The organism is Hungatella sp. SB206 (assembly GCF_051132295.1).
Classification (GTDB): domain Bacteria; phylum Bacillota; class Clostridia; order Lachnospirales; family Lachnospiraceae; genus Hungatella; species Hungatella effluvii.
Genome location: NZ_CP096603.1, coordinates 3407501 through 3423498 on the forward strand (window position 1 = coordinate 3407501; position 15998 = coordinate 3423498).

Annotated in this window: 15 protein-coding genes and 1 rRNA gene (1 of these 16 cut by a window edge); 14 read left to right on the forward strand and 2 right to left on the reverse strand. The window is 47.9% G+C overall.

Annotated features, from left to right (window positions below; all coding sequences use genetic code 11):
- Both M1L66_RS14910 and M1L66_RS14915 read left to right on the forward strand, forming a co-directional pair.
- A 23S ribosomal RNA gene (locus M1L66_RS14910) occupies positions 1–798 on the forward strand (it extends 2093 nt beyond the left edge of the window).
- 259 nt (positions 799–1057) lie between these two features.
- A complete protein-coding gene (locus M1L66_RS14915; protein WP_434693791.1) occupies positions 1058–1618 on the forward strand; it encodes a hypothetical protein in 561 nt (186 codons plus the stop codon).
- A gap of 72 nt (positions 1619–1690) precedes the next feature.
- Here the strand turns inward: M1L66_RS14915 and M1L66_RS14920 are convergent, their stop codons facing one another.
- Positions 1691–2578 carry a LysR family transcriptional regulator gene (locus M1L66_RS14920; protein WP_187024468.1) on the reverse strand — a complete coding sequence of 296 codons (888 nt, stop codon included), beginning with the start codon at positions 2576–2578 and terminating at the stop codon, positions 1691–1693.
- A 201-nt stretch (positions 2579–2779) separates the two neighbouring features.
- Between M1L66_RS14920 and M1L66_RS14925 the strand changes: the two genes are divergently transcribed.
- The 5 genes from M1L66_RS14925 to M1L66_RS14945 all read left to right on the forward strand — a co-directional run bounded on the left by M1L66_RS14925 (position 2780) and on the right by M1L66_RS14945 (position 6812).
- Positions 2780–3271, forward strand: coding sequence for a cyclophilin-like fold protein (locus M1L66_RS14925; RefSeq protein WP_434693794.1), 492 nt, complete (start codon positions 2780–2782; stop codon positions 3269–3271).
- A complete protein-coding gene (locus tag M1L66_RS14930; protein WP_187024467.1) occupies positions 3268–3936 on the forward strand; it encodes a flavodoxin in 669 nt (222 codons plus the stop codon). The genes M1L66_RS14925 and M1L66_RS14930 overlap by 4 nt, the downstream gene beginning before the upstream one ends.
- Entirely contained in the window at positions 3881–4708 is an 828-nt protein-coding gene (locus tag M1L66_RS14935; protein WP_434693796.1) for a flavodoxin family protein, read from the forward strand. Before M1L66_RS14930 ends, M1L66_RS14935 begins: the two co-directional genes overlap by 56 nt.
- 66 nt (positions 4709–4774) lie before the next feature.
- Entirely contained in the window at positions 4775–5629 is an 855-nt protein-coding gene (locus tag M1L66_RS14940; protein WP_434693798.1) for a DUF3737 family protein, read from the forward strand.
- Between the two features lies 1 nt (position 5630).
- Complete coding sequence (locus M1L66_RS14945) at positions 5631–6812, forward strand: MalY/PatB family protein (protein WP_434693801.1); 1182 nt, start codon at positions 5631–5633, stop codon at positions 6810–6812.
- Between the two features lie 15 nt (positions 6813–6827).
- Here the strand turns inward: M1L66_RS14945 and M1L66_RS14950 are convergent, their stop codons facing one another.
- Complete coding sequence (locus tag M1L66_RS14950; protein WP_434693802.1) at positions 6828–8297, reverse strand: alpha-glucosidase/alpha-galactosidase; 1470 nt, start codon at positions 8295–8297, stop codon at positions 6828–6830.
- Positions 8298–8468: 171 nt separating this feature from the next.
- On the opposite strand from M1L66_RS14950, the gene M1L66_RS14955 reads away from it, so the two are divergent.
- From M1L66_RS14955 to M1L66_RS14985, 7 genes are all read left to right on the forward strand, one after another.
- Positions 8469–9389: an AraC family transcriptional regulator gene (locus tag M1L66_RS14955; RefSeq protein WP_434693805.1), complete on the forward strand. Its 921-nt coding sequence runs from the start codon at positions 8469–8471 to the stop codon at positions 9387–9389.
- Between the two features lie 265 nt (positions 9390–9654).
- Positions 9655–10602, forward strand: coding sequence for a DUF1861 family protein (locus tag M1L66_RS14960; protein WP_187024462.1), 948 nt, complete (start codon positions 9655–9657; stop codon positions 10600–10602).
- Positions 10603–10617: 15 nt separating this feature from the next.
- The gene (locus M1L66_RS14965; RefSeq protein ID WP_434693808.1) at positions 10618–12024 is read left to right on the forward strand and encodes an ABC transporter substrate-binding protein; all 1407 of its coding nucleotides are present in this window, start codon (positions 10618–10620) and stop codon (positions 12022–12024) included.
- A 56-nt stretch (positions 12025–12080) separates the two neighbouring features.
- Complete coding sequence (locus M1L66_RS14970) at positions 12081–12980, forward strand: carbohydrate ABC transporter permease (RefSeq protein WP_187024460.1); 900 nt, start codon at positions 12081–12083, stop codon at positions 12978–12980.
- Between the two features lie 25 nt (positions 12981–13005).
- Positions 13006–13836, forward strand: a complete 831-nt coding sequence (locus tag M1L66_RS14975) for a carbohydrate ABC transporter permease (protein ID WP_002604455.1) — start codon at positions 13006–13008, stop codon at positions 13834–13836.
- Positions 13837–13857: 21 nt separating this feature from the next.
- On the forward strand, positions 13858–14937 hold the full coding sequence (locus tag M1L66_RS14980) for a glycoside hydrolase family 130 protein (protein WP_187024459.1): 1080 nt from the start codon (positions 13858–13860) through the stop codon (positions 14935–14937).
- 22 nt (positions 14938–14959) lie between these two features.
- Positions 14960–15997: a LacI family DNA-binding transcriptional regulator gene (locus M1L66_RS14985; protein ID WP_187024458.1), complete on the forward strand. Its 1038-nt coding sequence runs from the start codon at positions 14960–14962 to the stop codon at positions 15995–15997.
- The last annotated feature ends 1 nt before the right edge of the window (position 15998 follow it).

Consider the following 15998-nt stretch of genomic DNA (forward strand, 5'->3'; position numbering starts at 1 on the left):
TTCGGTGTCGCATGTACAGGATAGGTGGGAGGCTAAGAAGGTAGGACGCCAGTCTTACCGGAGCCATTGTTGGGATACCACCCTTGCGATATTGGGTTTCTAACCTGCGGCCATGACCTGGCCGGGGGACAATGTCAGGTGGGGAGTTTGACTGGGGCGGTCGCCTCCGAAAGAGTATCGGAGGCGCTCAAAGGTTCCCTCAGAATGGACGGAAACCATTCGAAGAGTGCAAAGGCATAAGGGAGCTTGACTGCGAGACTGACGGGTCGAGCAGGTACGAAAGTAGGACTTAGTGATCCGGTGGTATAAAGTGGGATTGCCATCGCTCAACGGATAAAAGCTACCCTGGGGATAACAGGCTTATCACTCCCAAGAGTTCACATCGACGGAGTGGTTTGGCACCTCGATGTCGGCTCATCGCATCCTGGGGCTGAAGTAGGTCCCAAGGGTTGGGCTGTTCGCCCATTAAAGCGGTACGCGAGCTGGGTTCAGAACGTCGTGAGACAGTTCGGTCCCTATCCGGCGTGGGCGTAGGATATTTGAGAGGAGCTGTCCTTAGTACGAGAGGACCGGGATGGACTGACCTCTGGTGTACCGGTTGGGTATCAAACCCATGGCCGGGTAGCCAAGTCGGGAAGGGATAAACGCTGAAGGCATCTAAGCGTGAAGCCCCCCTCAAGATGAGATATCCCATCGCAAGAGTAAGACCCCTTGAAGACGACGAGGTAGATAGGGCAGAGGTGGAAGCATGGCAACATGTGGAGCTGACTGTCACTAATAGGTCGAGGGCTTAACCAAGTTGGTTTAGGTTGCCAGAGCACTTAACGAGGTAGTTTCGAGTTTAGTGCGAGGCATGTCAAAACACTTAGTGAGGTTGTTCACGAACTTAGTGTTTTGGCTGTCAGAAATGGCAGAGGAAGTAAGAACGGATGAAAAGATATGTACAATATGTGGTTTTGAGGGTATATGCCTAAAAGAAAAGTGGAAATCCTGTTGTTAAGGATTTTCACTTTTTTCGTATGTTTCATTTTGTGAATTATAGGGGGAGAAAGCGCATATGCATAGGACAAAATGGAAACCGTTAGTCAAGAAACTGCCATATATTTTTCCGACGGTAATGGCTCTGGGAGCGGCATTATGTCTGTTATATACCGTATGGAGCCACAACTTTTATCGAGATCGCGAATTTAACTACTACATAGGGCAGTTTGGTCTCAATGGGCGTTTTGTCAGCGGTGATGATGTAATTGCTCAGCTGGGGAATCCGGAGGAAATACGGTATTTCTTTCGGAATGACGACCCAAAGGATCAGCTCGATTATATTCTTTTGAATTACGGTGCCTATGATTTTGGGATTCTGGGAGATTCTGTGGAGGGAACTATTGTGAAGATCGGTGTAAAGGCACCAGGGATAATTCATTTAAGGGGCAGTCTAGATATCGGCTCAGATAAAAACGAGGCTGATCGGGTATACCGCTATGAGCGGATTATGAAGGGAGAGTATGGTTTTATTCTGGGAAAAGACCATGTGATCGCGGATGGCGGTGGAATCTGGATCAGCCTTAATCTGGACGAGGAAGAAAAGATTACGAACATAGTCATAACGGACGGACTTTAGGATAGGGCATATTGGATGTCATAATCCTATATAATATGCTTTTCCGGGGAATTGTGATTTTCATGATCAGTCTTATTTCTTTTCCAGTTCATCTCTCAGCCGATTGAAAAAGAGTTTCGCAGCCGGAGAAAACGTCTGGTATTTTTTTGTGACAATAAAGAGATCCACTTTTAAGGCCGGCGACAGAGGACGGAAGGTGAGATTACGGCTTCCTTCCGTATTGACCAGATTAGCAAGACAGAGCGCGTAGCCCATTCCCTGCTCGACCATGAAGGTAGCGTTGTAAATAAGGCTGTAGGTTGCCACAATATTCAGTGTGTCAAATATCTCTCCAAACAGCTCAAGGCGCTGGCGGCCGCTGTAGGCCTGTGCGGAAGCAATAAGCGGAAGCCCCTGTAAATCGTCAAAGGATACGGTCTCCTTCTCCGCAAGCGGACAGTCTCTCGGCATCAGAAGTCCGTAGCTGTCACTTCTCGCCAGATTCAGATAATCGTATTTTTCATGCTGCATGGGCCCCAGCAGAAGTCCCAGATCCAACAGCCCCTTGTCCAGCCGTTCCATTACCGCTTCGGCATCTCCGCTGAATATGTGAAAATGGACGTGCGGATAGTCATTCTGGATTCCCTTGAATATTCCGGTGATAAATTCCATAGCCGGAGTTTCCCCGCATCCCATATAGATATCACCGCTGGTCAGCTCCTCATCCGTGTGAAATGCCGATTCTGTCTTTTCCATCAAATTTATCATTTCCTGCGCCTTGCTTCGCAGATAGGCGCCTTCTTCTGTAAGCGTAATCTTTTTCTTCCCTCGTATGAGCAGCTGTTTTCCCAGCTGTGCTTCCAGCTCCATCATCTGCTTGGAAAGCGTCGGCTGGGTAATGTGCAAAGCATCGGCGGCTTTCGTTATGCTCTGTTCTCTTGCTATGGCAAGGAAATAGGAAAGCAGTCTTATTTCAATCATGGAATCACCTCTTCTGTTTCATCATAGCAGGAAAATACCATTTCAGTCAACTATCTGCAGAAGATAAAATACCATTCCTTTTAGCTATGGAAAAACATTCTGCATAACTATTTGATATTTAATGAGAACTGTTCTATGATACAGATAGCCATTCACTACATATCGTTGCCAACAAGTTAAGAAAGGGGGCGTAATCATAAGATGAGAGATACAGCAGTATTTTTGTGTACGCTTATGCTGGTTTTCGCCGCATGCGGATGCAGCAGGGCAGAAGCGGCTGATTCGCAGCCTATTGTTCAGGAAGAGGGATCGGCGGATAAAGGAGAGGTGCAGATGAGAATTTATGTTACATCAAATGGAAATACAATCGTTTATGGGCTGAATGACAGCCAGGCGGCGAAGGATTTATATGCACAGCTTCCCCTGACCATTGAAGTGGAAGATTACAGCACGAACGAAAAAATATTTTACCCGTCTGAAAAGCTTGATGCTTCTGACGCTCCTGTAGCTGATGAAGGGAAAGGTACCCTGGCCTATTATGCACCGTGGGGAGATGTGGTGATGTTTTATGATCATTTCGGGAAGAGCAGCAATTTATATGAACTGGGAATGGTGATATCCGGTGAGGAGTTTATAGAAGCTTTATCAGGGAGTGTTGAAATTACGGGAGAAAATGAGAAGGTGGAAGAATGAAAAAATATAGGGCTGTTATCGGTCTGATATTTGTATTGATGTGCATTCTGGCGGCATGTAGTCCCCAAAAAGATACAGCGGCGGGCGAGACTGAGGGGGAGACTACGGTAACACAGGTAGATGAACCGTCAGAAAAAAGCGTTCTAATTGCGTATTTTTCCTGTACAGGAACAACGAAAAAGGCGGCAGAATATGCTGCGGATCTTCTGGGAGCTGATCTTTATGAGATAAAGGCGGCAAAGCCCTATACGGAAGCGGATTTAAACTATCGTGACAACACCAGCCGCACCAGCCTGGAACAGAAGGATGCTTCTGTCCGTCCGGCTATTTCCACCGGTGGACTCATGGGGCAGGATACGACAGGCAGCGCTGACTTAAGCTTGTCAGAATATGATGTTATATTTCTGGGGTATCCCATCTGGAACGGCCAGGCTCCCAGAATTATCAATACATTTTTGGAAAGCTATGATTTATCGGGGAAAACTGTAGTGCCGTTTTGTACCTCTGCCAGCAGCGGGATCGGTTTAAGTGCTGAAAATCTCAAAGGTTCCTGCTCTGACAGCGCAGTCTGGTACGATGGAATCCGGTTTGGCAGCGCGGTGTCCGCGGATGATGTGGCTGAGTGGATTCATGAGCTGGATCTTCCGGGCAGACAAGAACGGTGATGGTATGAAAGGTTATCTGGATAACGTTATTACGGTCGAACGGAACCTGAAAGATGCCGGGTGTGATGAAACTCTGGTAAAGGAGTTTATAAAATTGATAAAGACAGGCGAGAGAAAAAGACAACTCAAAATGCTGGAAAAGCATAGAAGTAACCTTCTGGAAGAGATACATAAGAATGAAAAGAAGATTGAGTGTCTGGATTATCTGGTCTGTCAGATGGAGAAGAAAATGGGTAAAAAGATTGTGGTATTGTCAACCAGCCCGCGAATGGGCGGAAATTCTGAGATGATGGCGGATGCATTTATAAGAGGAGCGGCCGAAGCAGGCCATGAGGCGGAGAAGATACATCTCTATGATAAGAAAATAGAATTCTGTAAGGGCTGTCTGGCCTGTCAGCATACGGGAGCATGCGTCATTCGGGACGATGCGGCAGTGATTGTGGAACAGATGCGCCAGGCTGACGTACTGGTATTTGCAACCCCCATCTACTTTTATGAAATGTCAGGTCAGATGAAAACTCTTCTGGACCGGACCAATCCCCTGTTTCCAGGAGAGTATGCATTTCATGATATATATCTGCTGGCCGCTTCGGCAGATGAGGAGGCATCTTCCATGGATGGGGCGGTAAAGGGACTGGAAGGCTGGATCAGCTGCTTTGAGCAGGCACACTTAGCCGGTGTGATCCGGGGGACAGGAGCCGATAAAAAAGGAGAAATTGAAAATGTACCGGAGGCCCTAAACTCTGCTTATGAGTTTGGAAGGAATGTGTAGACAGCAGTCGCTAATCCGGAGATAACGTGGTGACAGAACCAGGTGACAGAAAGAAAGGAAAACAGGATGAAAGTAATAAAACAGGAATTTTTAACGGGTGAAAGGGCGTTATTTCAGGGGAAGGACTTGAAAATCTGCGATACGACCTTTGCCGATGGGGAATCCCCTTTGAAGGAGAGCAGAAATATTGAACTGTATGGAAGCATGTTTAAGTGGAAATATCCGTTGTGGTACAGCCGTGACATTAAGATGGAGGATTGTGTACTGTTTGAGATGGGAAGAGCCGGGATCTGGTATACCGAGAATATTTCCATGAAAAACTGTACCATCGATGCACCAAAGACATTTCGCCGTGCTTCGGATATCCGGCTCACCCATGTAACCATGCCGAACGCAGGAGAGACACTGTGGAATTGTGACCGGGTTACCATGAATCAGGTGACGGCAAGAGGCGATTACTTCGCCATGAACAGCAGGAATATGGTGATAGACGGCTTTGAACTGACAGGAAATTACTCTTTTGACGGTGTGAAACAGACGGAGATCCATAACGCCAGGCTGCTCTCAAAGGATGCGTTCTGGAACAGTGAAAATGTAACCGTTTATGATTCCTTTATCTCCGGTGAGTATTTAGGCTGGAACGCAAAGAATCTTACCCTGATTAACTGCACGGTTGAGAGCAGTCAGGGCATGTGCTACATTGACAATCTGGTCATGAAAAACTGTCGTCTGTTAAATACGACGCTGGCCTTTGAATACTCCACCGTGGACGCGGAGATAAACAATACGATTGACAGTGTCTTAAATCCCAGCGGCGGCAGAATAAAGGCGCAGGGAATCAAAGAGCTGGTTATGGAGGCGTCCAGAGTGGATGTGACAAAAACTGCTGTTCAGATGCAGGAACTGAGAGAGGCGGTGTAAGATGTCCCATGATTTTGATAAATTGACAGACCGGCGTGGAAGTAACTCTTTAAAATGGGATATCACGGAGCGGGAACTGCCCATGTGGGTGGCGGATATGGATTTTGAAACCGCACCGGAGATTACGGAATCGCTGAAAAAACGGGCGGAGCACGGAATCTTCGGTTATACCATGGTGCCGGAGGCATGGAGGGAGGCGGTCGCCGGATGGTGGCAGCGGCGTCATAACTTTGAAATGGCTCGGGATTGGCTTGTATTCTGCACCGGTGTGGTCCCCGCTGTTTCCAGCGCGGTCCGTAAACTGACGACAGCGGGGGAAGCTGTGCTGGTACAGCCTCCGGTCTATAACATTTTCTATAATTCCATCTGCAACAATGGCCGCAGGGTCATAGAAAACCGGCTTTTATACGATGGTAAGGGTTACAGGATAGACTGGAAGGACCTGGAGAACAAGCTTAAGGATCCTCAGACTGCACTGATGATTCTCTGCAATCCCCAAAATCCTACCGGATCCATCTGGAGCAGAGAAGAGCTGGGAAGAATCGGGGAACTGTGCGCCGCCAATCACGTTACGGTGATTTCCGATGAAATTCACTGTGACTTAACCGAGCCGGGATACGACTATATTCCATTTGCATCGGTATCAGAGGAATGCGCACAGAACAGTATTACCTGCATTGCACCGACAAAGGCGTTTAATCTGGCCGGTCTGCAGACTGCGGCGGTTGCGGTGCCCAACGAATACTTAAGGCATAAGATGGAGCGGGCATTAAACAACGATGAGGTGGCGGAACCGAACGCATTTGCCATTGACGCAGCGATTGCCGCATTTACACAGGGAGAGGAATGGCTGGACGATTTGAGAAGCTATCTGGCAGAAAACCGCCGGATCGTCAGAAGCTTTCTGGAACGGGAACTGCCCAATGTTTCTCTTGTGCAGTCCCATGCAACGTATTTGCTCTGGCTGGACTGCACAAGAGTGCTTGGGGGCGCGGCGGAGCTATGCCGTTATCTCCGCAGGGAAACGGGCCTTTACCTGTCGGCCGGCGCCGTATACGGCGGCCATGGAAACCAGTTCCTCCGTATGAATATTGCCTGCCCCGCGTCGAGAGTGGAGGAGGGGCTAAAGCGCCTGAAAGCGGGAACAGACGCTTATGAACAGTATACAGCGGAATGCTGTTAAATCGACGATTGTCATCTATTTCGCAGTCAAATCCCTTTGTGCCCTTGCGCTGGCAACCTCTTCCGGAGACTTTTCGCGGAGACGCACCGCACCACGGTATCCGTCTCTGGTAGGAATCCGGTCTCCCGAGGAGAGACGTTTTTTTGCAAGCGCTATTTCGTCTTTGTACTGTGGGAGCCACTGCTCCTGAGCTGCCAGCATTTCGTCAACCATCTGCCAGATTTCCGGCGGATTGCAGACGGCGCCGGTGAGCGGGTCCATTAAGGCGGCCTGTTTTAGGAGGGTGACGTCTCCGGCAGCCGCGGCTTCCACCGACAGGCGCTGTACCCAGATGGACTGGGAGCACACGGCAGCAGGGCCGAGGGGAAGATCACCGATTTTCGGTACACTGATACCGTTTCCGTCTACGTAGCAGGGAACCTCGACCACACATTCATAGGGCAGGTTGGATATGCAGCCTTCGTTCATCATATTGAAATGGCCGCGGTACATGCGTCCGGTTTCCAGGGATTCGATGATGTAGGAGCCGTGTTCCAGGCCACGGTCGGAGCCGTCGTATTTTTTCGGCGGCTCAGCCAGAATTTTTGGATAATCGGTTTCAAACCAGCGGCGTTCTTCCCGGGTTACCCGTAAATATCCGCCGGTCTCTCCGTGGATCCAACGGCTTAAATCGATCCAGTCCTTTATTTCATCGGGCCGTTTTCTGTACCATGCCACATATTCGGATAAGTGGCCGTTTGATTCTGTGGAATAATACCCGAACCGTTTTAAGATATCGATGCGGACTTTTTCCTCCTCCCGGTAGGTTTCGTGAGCCTCGAAGGCGGGAAGTAGCTTTTGCAGCATGGATTCCCCATGATGGCTGATGGATATGTACCAGGTCTGGTGGTTGATTCCCGCACAAACGAAATCGAGCTCATCTCTGGGAATGCCAAGTACTTCGGCGATCTGCTGCTCACCGTGAATCTCACCGTGGCACAGGCCGATGGTTTTTACCTTGCCGTACTTGTTGCAGGCCCATGTAGCCATGGCGTTTGGATTGGAATAATTGAGCATGACGGCGCCGGGGGCAGCTACTTCCCGGATGTCTTTGCAGAAGTCCAGCATGGCGGCAATGACGCGCTGCCCATACATGATTCCGCCGATGCAGAGCGTGTCGCCGACACACTGGTCAACACCGTATTTCAGCGGTATTTCAATATCAGTTTCAAACCCTTCCAGTCCACCAATGCGGACACAGTTAATGATATATCTGGCATCCTGAAAGGCCTCTCTGCGGTCCAGGGTAGACTGAATCTTTGTTGCAATTCCATTTGCCTCCAGATCCCTCTGGCATAAGTCGGTGACCTTTTTTAAGTTGTCCTCACTGATGTCTGTAAACGCGATATCGATGTCCCGAAACTCCGGAACTGACATGATATCTGTGAACAGTGTCCTTGTAAAAATCAGACTTCCGGCACCGATAAAAGCAATTTTAAATTTCATATGTTTGTATCCCCTTTCTCAGTTAAGCTTTGATTGTAGTATACAGATTCTTCGAAGAGGATGCGCATGAAATTGAAACGCCTTTTTCTCAAATGCAATAAATTGTTGGCTGAATAGATAACGATATGCTACAATAAAAGGAAGGAATGTTACGGAAAAAGAGGGAAGGCTATGGCAGATAATACAATGGCGAGTTATGCATATCCGCGTTATGCATATCCGGCCGCATATTATGCGGTGGCGCTGGATTATTTTCAGATGGAAGCACACAGACATGACCAGTGGGAGATCATGTATCTGGTAACCGGTACGTGCCGGGTTGAGGTGGAAGGCGTTCTGGTGGAAATGGAGGAACGGCAGTTCATCTGCATCCGTCCGGGGATTCCGCACAGGCTGGAAATCAATCAGGGAGAGCGCAGTGTACTGTTAAATTATGAGTTTTCCTGTCTGGATAAGATGGGCGGAACGGATTTGAACAGCCTGGCCGAAAAGGACGCCGGCTTTGCGGAGTTGATGGTATCCCCGGAGCCGTATCTGCTGCTCACCGACTACGGAAAGATGGAATACGTATTGAAGGACTTGATTTCCGAGCTGGAGAGACGGGATCGAAACAGTTATTTACTGGATCTGATCTTTCAACGAATGCTGATGGAGTGGTCAAGGTGCACTCAGGATAATGAAGGGGTAACGGGCATGGTTCATCTGAAAAAAGCCCGGAAATATATCGGGGAGCACTTTCGGGAAGATATCCGGGTGGAGGATGTGGCGAAATACGTCAGCCTCAATCATTCATATCTGCAGACTCTGTTCAGCAAAGCCTACGGATGCGGAATCATGGAGTATATCAATAACCAGCGGTTGGAGCGGGCTCAGTTTTTGCTGAAAAACAGCAGCATGAATATTGTGGACATTGCCTTTGAGGCCGGGTTCAACAGCCGGCAGCATTTTGGGTATACCTTTCAGAAGAAGTACCGCTTAAGCCCCAAACAATACAGAAAATTGAAGGGACAGAATATTGCGGCTGATACAGGAAAATGGCAGAAGAGTCTGAGGGAAAATGGGGAGGCGGCGGGGGCGAACCGATTGAGTTAATGGTTTGTTATTACTCGAGATAGCTGCAGCCATAAAATGATTTGAAGGTATGAAGGCGGTTTTTACATTTTGTGAAAACCGCCTTCTTTTTGTTGCTTAATGGATAGGGGACAGCATCACGATTTGGCACTTTAAAATATAATTGCAAAATTCAAGTAAATTATAATTGAATTCAAGTAAAAGCAGGAATAATATAATGCCATAGACAAGACATATAAGACAAAAATATTAGAAAAATATAATAAGAAAGGAGAAAAACAGACATATGTTACAACAAAAAGATAATACCCTTCGCACGTGCAAAGAACTGCTGCTTGAATTTCGTAAAGAAGAAATTCAAGTAAATTCAAGTAAAATAAAGTTCTCTCTCAAGCAGACCGGAAAAGACGTCTATAATATTACGGCACCATTTTTGGCGGATGGAAAGACCTGGATTGCAGGACGGGTCGAGGCGAGAGACAGTGAGTATTCCAGGATTGGCTTTTTCGAAGAGAGCGAAGGCGAGTGGGTGGAAACAGAACGGGAAGCCTTAAACCTTCAGGATCCATTTGTGACGAGGATCGGAGGGAAACTGGTCCTTGGGGGCGTGGAAGTATTCGATGATGAGGAACGGCCGGGATACTTAAACTACAGAACTGTATTTTACCGGGGTGATGGAATCCTTGATTTGAGCAGATTTGCTGTGGGGCCAGACCGGATGAAAGATATCCGCCTCTGTGAGCTGGAGGAGGGAAGGATTCTGGTACTTACCAGGCCACAGGGGGAACGGGGTGGACGCGGAAAGATCGGTTACCGTTTCTTTGAAAGTCTGGACGAGTTAGATGCAGAAAGCCTGCAGCAGGCGACGCTTATGGAACATCAGTTTATACCAGAGGAATGGGGCGGAGCAAATGAACTCCACCGCTTATCTGGCGGGAAAATCGGAGTGCTCTCCCATATCGCAGGATTTGACACGGAAGGAAACCGGCATTATTATTCCACGGCGTTCTGCTTCAATCCTGAGACAGGGGAGTACGGTCCTATGAAAATGATCGCGGAGCGAAGAAATTTCCAGCCGGGACCAAGTAAAAGACCGGATCTGGAAGATGTTATATTTTCCGGCGGGCTTGTGAGGCTCGGGGGAGGAAAAGCGGAATTGTACTGCGGAGTCAGCGATGCAGAAGGACAAAAGGTGCTGATCGACGATCCATTTGATGAATATGAAAACAGATAGAAGGAGAAGAGACTTATGAAAAGAATGAAGAGAGTAGTGGCGATTGCAGCAGCGGCAGCTATGACAGCATCCGTGATGACAGGATGCGGAAAATCAGGAGGTAATGAGCCGGCAGCCAATCATGGAGGAGCCTCTGGAGAGGTGGTTTCCGTTGATTTCTGGACGGCGCCTCAGCAGGTTCAGTATAACTTCTGGGAATCCAAGGCACAGGCGTTTAACGAAGCAGGCATCACTGTTGATGGAAAAAAGATAGAGGTAAAGGTCCAGCAGATGCCGGAATCCCCATCTTCAGAAGCCGGAATTCAGAATGCAATTGCAACAGGGACCGTACCGGCTGTATCGGAAAATATCAACCGGGGATTCGCAGCAACTCTGGCGGCTTCCGGAGCAGTCTATGACCTGTCTGGCGAGACATGGTTTACAGATATGATTGAGGCCAGAAAGATGGAAGATACGATCACAAACTGGGCGATTGAGGAGAAACAGTATGTGCTTCCGGTCTATGTCAATCCGATGATATGGCAGTGGAATATGAAAGCCTTAAAGGCTCTGGGGTTTGATTCTGCACCGAAGACCGTGGCTGAATTTACAGCCGTTATTACCGAATTTGCCGCACAACGTGATACCACCATGAAAGAGATGGGGGTTACCCATTCCTTCTACCGTCCGTCCTTAACCCGTCCGGATCAGTGGTGGGACAGATGGTATGATTTTCAGATGCCTTACGAAGCTCTGACAGGGGGAAAACCGTGGGTAGAGGGCAATAAACTGGTACTCGATAAGGAAGGCGCAGTCGAAGCGTTTGAACTGATTGGCCTCTTTGGCAATTCAATCCAATCCGGCGAAATATCCAGCATCTGGACAGAGGCAAATCCTTCCGTACTCGTGACAATCAACGCACCATGGGAGATTTCGCTCTATCGTGAAAACAATAAGGTCTACGGAGAAGATTATATTTACGGACAGGCAATTGTGAAGAATGAAGGTGATATTCCTTATAACTTTGCTGATTCCAAAGGTCTTGTCTTCTATAAAAATAAGAGTATTACAGATGAGGAACATGCCGGCGCAGTGGAATTCGTAAAGTGGGTTTATAACAAGGAAAATTCTGCACAGACCGATCTCGACTGGCTGAATGCCACGACGATGCTTCCGGTCAGAGGTGATTTAAATGACAATGAAATGTTTGCCGACGTTATGAAAGAGTATCCGGAGTTAGCTGCACTGGCGGAAGCTGTGCCGTATGCGATTCCGAGTATTGCGACAGAAAAGGTAACTGATATACAGACAGCACTGACCGAGAGCGGAACAGCGCCGTATATGAATGAAGTTATGAATGCAGAGCCTGGAAATGCACCGGATGCCACTCCATATGTAGAGGCGGCTATGGAGGCCATGAAGCAGGCGGGTGGTCTGGAATAGGCTGTTGATCGGGGACAGGAATCGTTTTCCTGTCCCTCCCAAAAAGGAGGGGACTTATGAAAAGAAAGAGTATTACGGGAAATAAAAGGGCTGGCCTCATGGGCTGGCTGCTTAACGGGCCATACCTGATTTATTCCCTTATTTTCTTTCTGATTCCGCTGATCTGGGCGTTCTGGCTTTCTACCATGGACTGGAACCTGATGTCGGAACAGAAGACGTTTGTAGGGATCAGGAATTTTGCCGGCCTTTTTTCCGACAGCAGGGTAAAAGCGGCTTTTATTAACTCTTACCGCTACCTTCTGCCCATTGTAGTGCTGTGTTTTGCAGGAGGGCTGATCATCGCGCTTCTGGTATCTAATCTGCCGGATAAAATCAAGGGTCTGGTGGCGGTTTTATTCTTTATCCCTTATCTGACCTCCGGAGTTGCGACGAGTGTAGTAGTAAAGTACTTTTTTAATTATAATTCTGCGTTCAATACGTTTTTGAGAGAACAGTTCAATCTGAATATAAACTGGCTGACAGACCAGAGATACGCATTTGCCGTTATGGTGGGTATTGTTGTCTGGAAGATGTCGGGGTATTATGCATTATTTATTCTCTCAGGCATTGAAAGCATTGGTGACGATGTGACGGAAGCGGCGATGCTGGACGGCTCGACCGGACTGCATAAGCTCCTGCACATTACGCTTCCGATGATTATGCCTACGTTGACCACCGTAATTGTACTGGCCACAGGCCTGGCATTCGGCGTCTTTACAGAGCCGTATCTGCTGACAGGCGGCGGCCCTAACATGACGACGACTACATGGCAGCTGGAAATCTACAACACGTCCTTTACCAGATTCCAGTCCGGATATGGGGCGGCCATGGCGATTGCCAGTGCGGTTCAGATCTTTATTACTTTAAGGATCATCAACGCCGTAACGGACCGGCTGAACAGAAGATTCGGATGGTAGGCAACGATAACGAGGAGAAAAGAATATGGGAAGAAAAAAGAAATTAAGTGTTAAAACATATATTATTACAGCAGTCACCCTGACTCTGCTTGCGATATCCCTGTTTCCCTATTATTATATGGTGCTTCAGTCCTTTACCTCCTGGGATCAGGTCGATAAGGTGATGGTGCCTCACGGTTTTACGTTAAGAAGCTATGAATATTTGATAGGAAAGGGCGGAGCGACGAATTCCATGATGTGGGTCAGAGCCCTGATCAACTCATTCCTTGTAGCATTTCCTACCGCAGTGATATCGGTCATCATAGGACTGTGCAACGGTTATTCCGTATGTAAACTGAAATTTAAGGGAGAACGTTTCATTATGGACTCCCTGCTGTTTCAGATGTTTTTCCCAACCATAATCCTGCTGGTGCCCAGATATATGATTGCAAAGCCTATGGCGAATACGTACGGCGGAATGATCATACCCATGTGCATTTCCATTTGGGCTATTTTCATGTATATCAACTATTTTAAAACCTTGCCTAATGAGGTCTTTGAGGCTGCAAAGATAGACGGCGCCGGAGAACTGCGCATTATATTTTACATTGCGTTTCCCATAACAAAATCGGTTACCACAATTGTGTTTCTGTCTATTTTTATGCAGCGATGGTCGGAGCTGATGTGGGATATGCTGATCGCGCCAAACATTCAGATGCAGACGCTTAATGTGTTGATTTCCACTCAGTTCAAACCGATGGGGGCATTTCCGGGACCGATGTATGCGGCGTCTGTTATTCTGACTCTGCCGATTATTATCCTGTTTTTATGCTTTTCCAAATACTTCAAAGAGGGAATCAGCTTTATGCTTAAATAATGGAAAATGAGGAGGAACAACATGCTGGAAGTAAAAAGATGCGGAGAAAATCCGCTTCTTATCCCGGAAAATGTAAAACCCAGCCGAGAAGATTTTAAAGTCGAAGGGGTATTTAACTGCGGAGTCGCAAAATATAAAGATGAGGTGATCCTGCTGTGCCGGGTGGCCGAGTCCGTCAAGGGAGCAGAAGAGGGAGAAGTACGGATCCCTGTTGTGAAAAAGATCAGTGGAAAAGATGAGATTACAGTGCTCAGTCTGAGAAAAGCGGAACATCCGGAGCTCGATTTTACCGATTCCAGAACGATTAATAAGATGATGAGGCAGGGGAAGAGAACGGTGTATTTGACATCTCTGTCCCATTTAAGAGTGGCCAGATCAAAGGATGGAATTCATTTTACTGTGGAAGATACCCCGTCTGTTTTTCCTTGTGCGGAAGAGGAGAGCTGGGGAATGGAGGATCCGAGAATTACTCAGATTGGGGACGAGTATTACATTAATTATACTTCTGTGACGGAAAATGGAGCGGCTACCTCGTTAATCAGTACAAGGGATTTTGAGACATTTGAGCGGCATGGAATCATATTTGCACCGGAAAATAAGGATGTTACCATATTTCCGGAAAAAATTAATGGTATGTATATGGCGTTTAACCGTCCCGTACCAGGCGGAATCGGCAACCCTGAGATGTGGCTGGCCCAGTCACCAGATCTGATACACTGGGGACATCAGAAGCATTTCTGCGGCATATCCGATGCGGACAGCTGGGATAACGGGAGAATCGGAGGCGGAGCCGTCCCATTTAAAACGGAACAGGGCTGGGTGAAGATTTACCATGCCGCCGACAGGAATGACCGGTACTGCCTGGGGGCATTTCTCCTGGATTTAAGTGATCCCTCCAGGGTGATCGCAAAGACGGAAGCACCGATTCTGGAACCGGAAGCTTCATATGAGACAGAAGGCTTCTTCGGAAATGTGGTATTTACCTGTGGCTGTCTGGTGGACGGAGACTGTGTGTCTCTCTATTACGGCGCCGCGGACGATAAGATATGCAGAGCAGATTTCTCGGTTTCCCAATTACTGGCCGGGATGAAGGCCATATAAAGTCAGAAAGGTGGAATGCAGAATGAAGAAGCGGGTTACCATGAAGGAAATAGCGGAAAGGCTGAACCTTTCTGTCAATGCGGTATCCCTGGCGCTGAATGACCGGGCGGGGGTCAGCGAAGAGACGAGAAGACTTGTTTTAAACGCTGCGGAAGAGATGGGATATCTGGACCAGAGTACCAAGTATACAGCGGCTTACTCCAATAAGAACATCTGTATCCTTCTGGAGGACCGTTTCTTTAAGGATATGCAGTTCTATGGACGGATTCTGCTGGGATTAGAGGAAGCGGCAAAGAAGGCCGGGTATGATCTGTTTATCAATTCCTTCGAGAAGAATCAGGAGATACCGGCCTGTGTGGAACAGCAGAAGGTGTCGGGGCTGATAGTCGTTGGTAAGATTGATGAGGAGTATCTGAAGCGTTTAAAGAGCTACTCCATACCGGTTCTGCTTCTGGATCACGAATCTGTGGAGACACCTACTGACTGTGTGATGACCAATAATGTGGCGGGCGCCTATAAGCTGACAAAGTATCTGCTGGATAAGGGCTACCGGAAAATCGGATTTTTTGGTGATCTCTCCTATACCCCCAGCATTCGGGAACGTTTCTGGGGATATCAGGAGGCCATGCAGCAGTATCTTAAATTTCCATCCTTTGAAGAAGGGATCGCCTATATTAGACGGTATTCTGCTTTAAAGAGTGTGGAGGACGCAGTGATTCATCAGGACGCGTCAAGCCTTGCGGAGTATTACCAGTCACTGGAGGAAACACCGGAAGTGCTGATCTGTTCCAACGATAAGATGGCAATCCTCATGTGCAAGGCTCTGTCGCAGTGCGGCCTCAAGGTTCCCGAAGATATCGGCGTTGTTGGTTTCGATGATATTGAACTGAGCAATATGGTGAATCCCCGCATTACGACAATGCGGGTGGACAAGGTCCTAATGGGAAAAAAGGCTATGGAACGGCTTCTAAAATGTATGGAACGGCCGAAAGAAAAGGTGGAAAAGCTGGTGCTGGATGTCCAGCTGATTGAAAGAGATTCTGTGAGGGAGTTCTTATAAA

What these genes read in the sequence shown, in the direction of transcription:
- M1L66_RS14915 (WP_434693791.1), top strand. Translation starts at nt 1,058, where the DNA reads ATGCATAGGACAAAATGGAAACCGTTAGTCAAGAAACTGCCATATATT.
- M1L66_RS14920 (WP_187024468.1), bottom strand. Translation starts at nt 2,578, where the DNA reads ATGATTGAAATAAGACTGCTTTCCTATTTCCTTGCCATAGCAAGAGAA.
- M1L66_RS14925 (WP_434693794.1), top strand. Translation starts at nt 2,780, where the DNA reads ATGAGAGATACAGCAGTATTTTTGTGTACGCTTATGCTGGTTTTCGCC.
- M1L66_RS14930 (WP_187024467.1), top strand. Translation starts at nt 3,268, where the DNA reads ATGAAAAAATATAGGGCTGTTATCGGTCTGATATTTGTATTGATGTGC.
- M1L66_RS14935 (WP_434693796.1), top strand. Translation starts at nt 3,881, where the DNA reads ATGATGTGGCTGAGTGGATTCATGAGCTGGATCTTCCGGGCAGACAAG.
- M1L66_RS14940 (WP_434693798.1), top strand. Translation starts at nt 4,775, where the DNA reads ATGAAAGTAATAAAACAGGAATTTTTAACGGGTGAAAGGGCGTTATTT.
- M1L66_RS14945 (WP_434693801.1), top strand. Translation starts at nt 5,631, where the DNA reads ATGTCCCATGATTTTGATAAATTGACAGACCGGCGTGGAAGTAACTCT.
- M1L66_RS14950 (WP_434693802.1), bottom strand. Translation starts at nt 8,297, where the DNA reads ATGAAATTTAAAATTGCTTTTATCGGTGCCGGAAGTCTGATTTTTACA.
- M1L66_RS14955 (WP_434693805.1), top strand. Translation starts at nt 8,469, where the DNA reads ATGGCAGATAATACAATGGCGAGTTATGCATATCCGCGTTATGCATAT.
- M1L66_RS14960 (WP_187024462.1), top strand. Translation starts at nt 9,655, where the DNA reads ATGTTACAACAAAAAGATAATACCCTTCGCACGTGCAAAGAACTGCTG.
- M1L66_RS14965 (WP_434693808.1), top strand. Translation starts at nt 10,618, where the DNA reads ATGAAAAGAATGAAGAGAGTAGTGGCGATTGCAGCAGCGGCAGCTATG.
- M1L66_RS14970 (WP_187024460.1), top strand. Translation starts at nt 12,081, where the DNA reads ATGAAAAGAAAGAGTATTACGGGAAATAAAAGGGCTGGCCTCATGGGC.
- M1L66_RS14975 (WP_002604455.1), top strand. Translation starts at nt 13,006, where the DNA reads ATGGGAAGAAAAAAGAAATTAAGTGTTAAAACATATATTATTACAGCA.
- M1L66_RS14980 (WP_187024459.1), top strand. Translation starts at nt 13,858, where the DNA reads ATGCTGGAAGTAAAAAGATGCGGAGAAAATCCGCTTCTTATCCCGGAA.
- M1L66_RS14985 (WP_187024458.1), top strand. Translation starts at nt 14,960, where the DNA reads ATGAAGAAGCGGGTTACCATGAAGGAAATAGCGGAAAGGCTGAACCTT.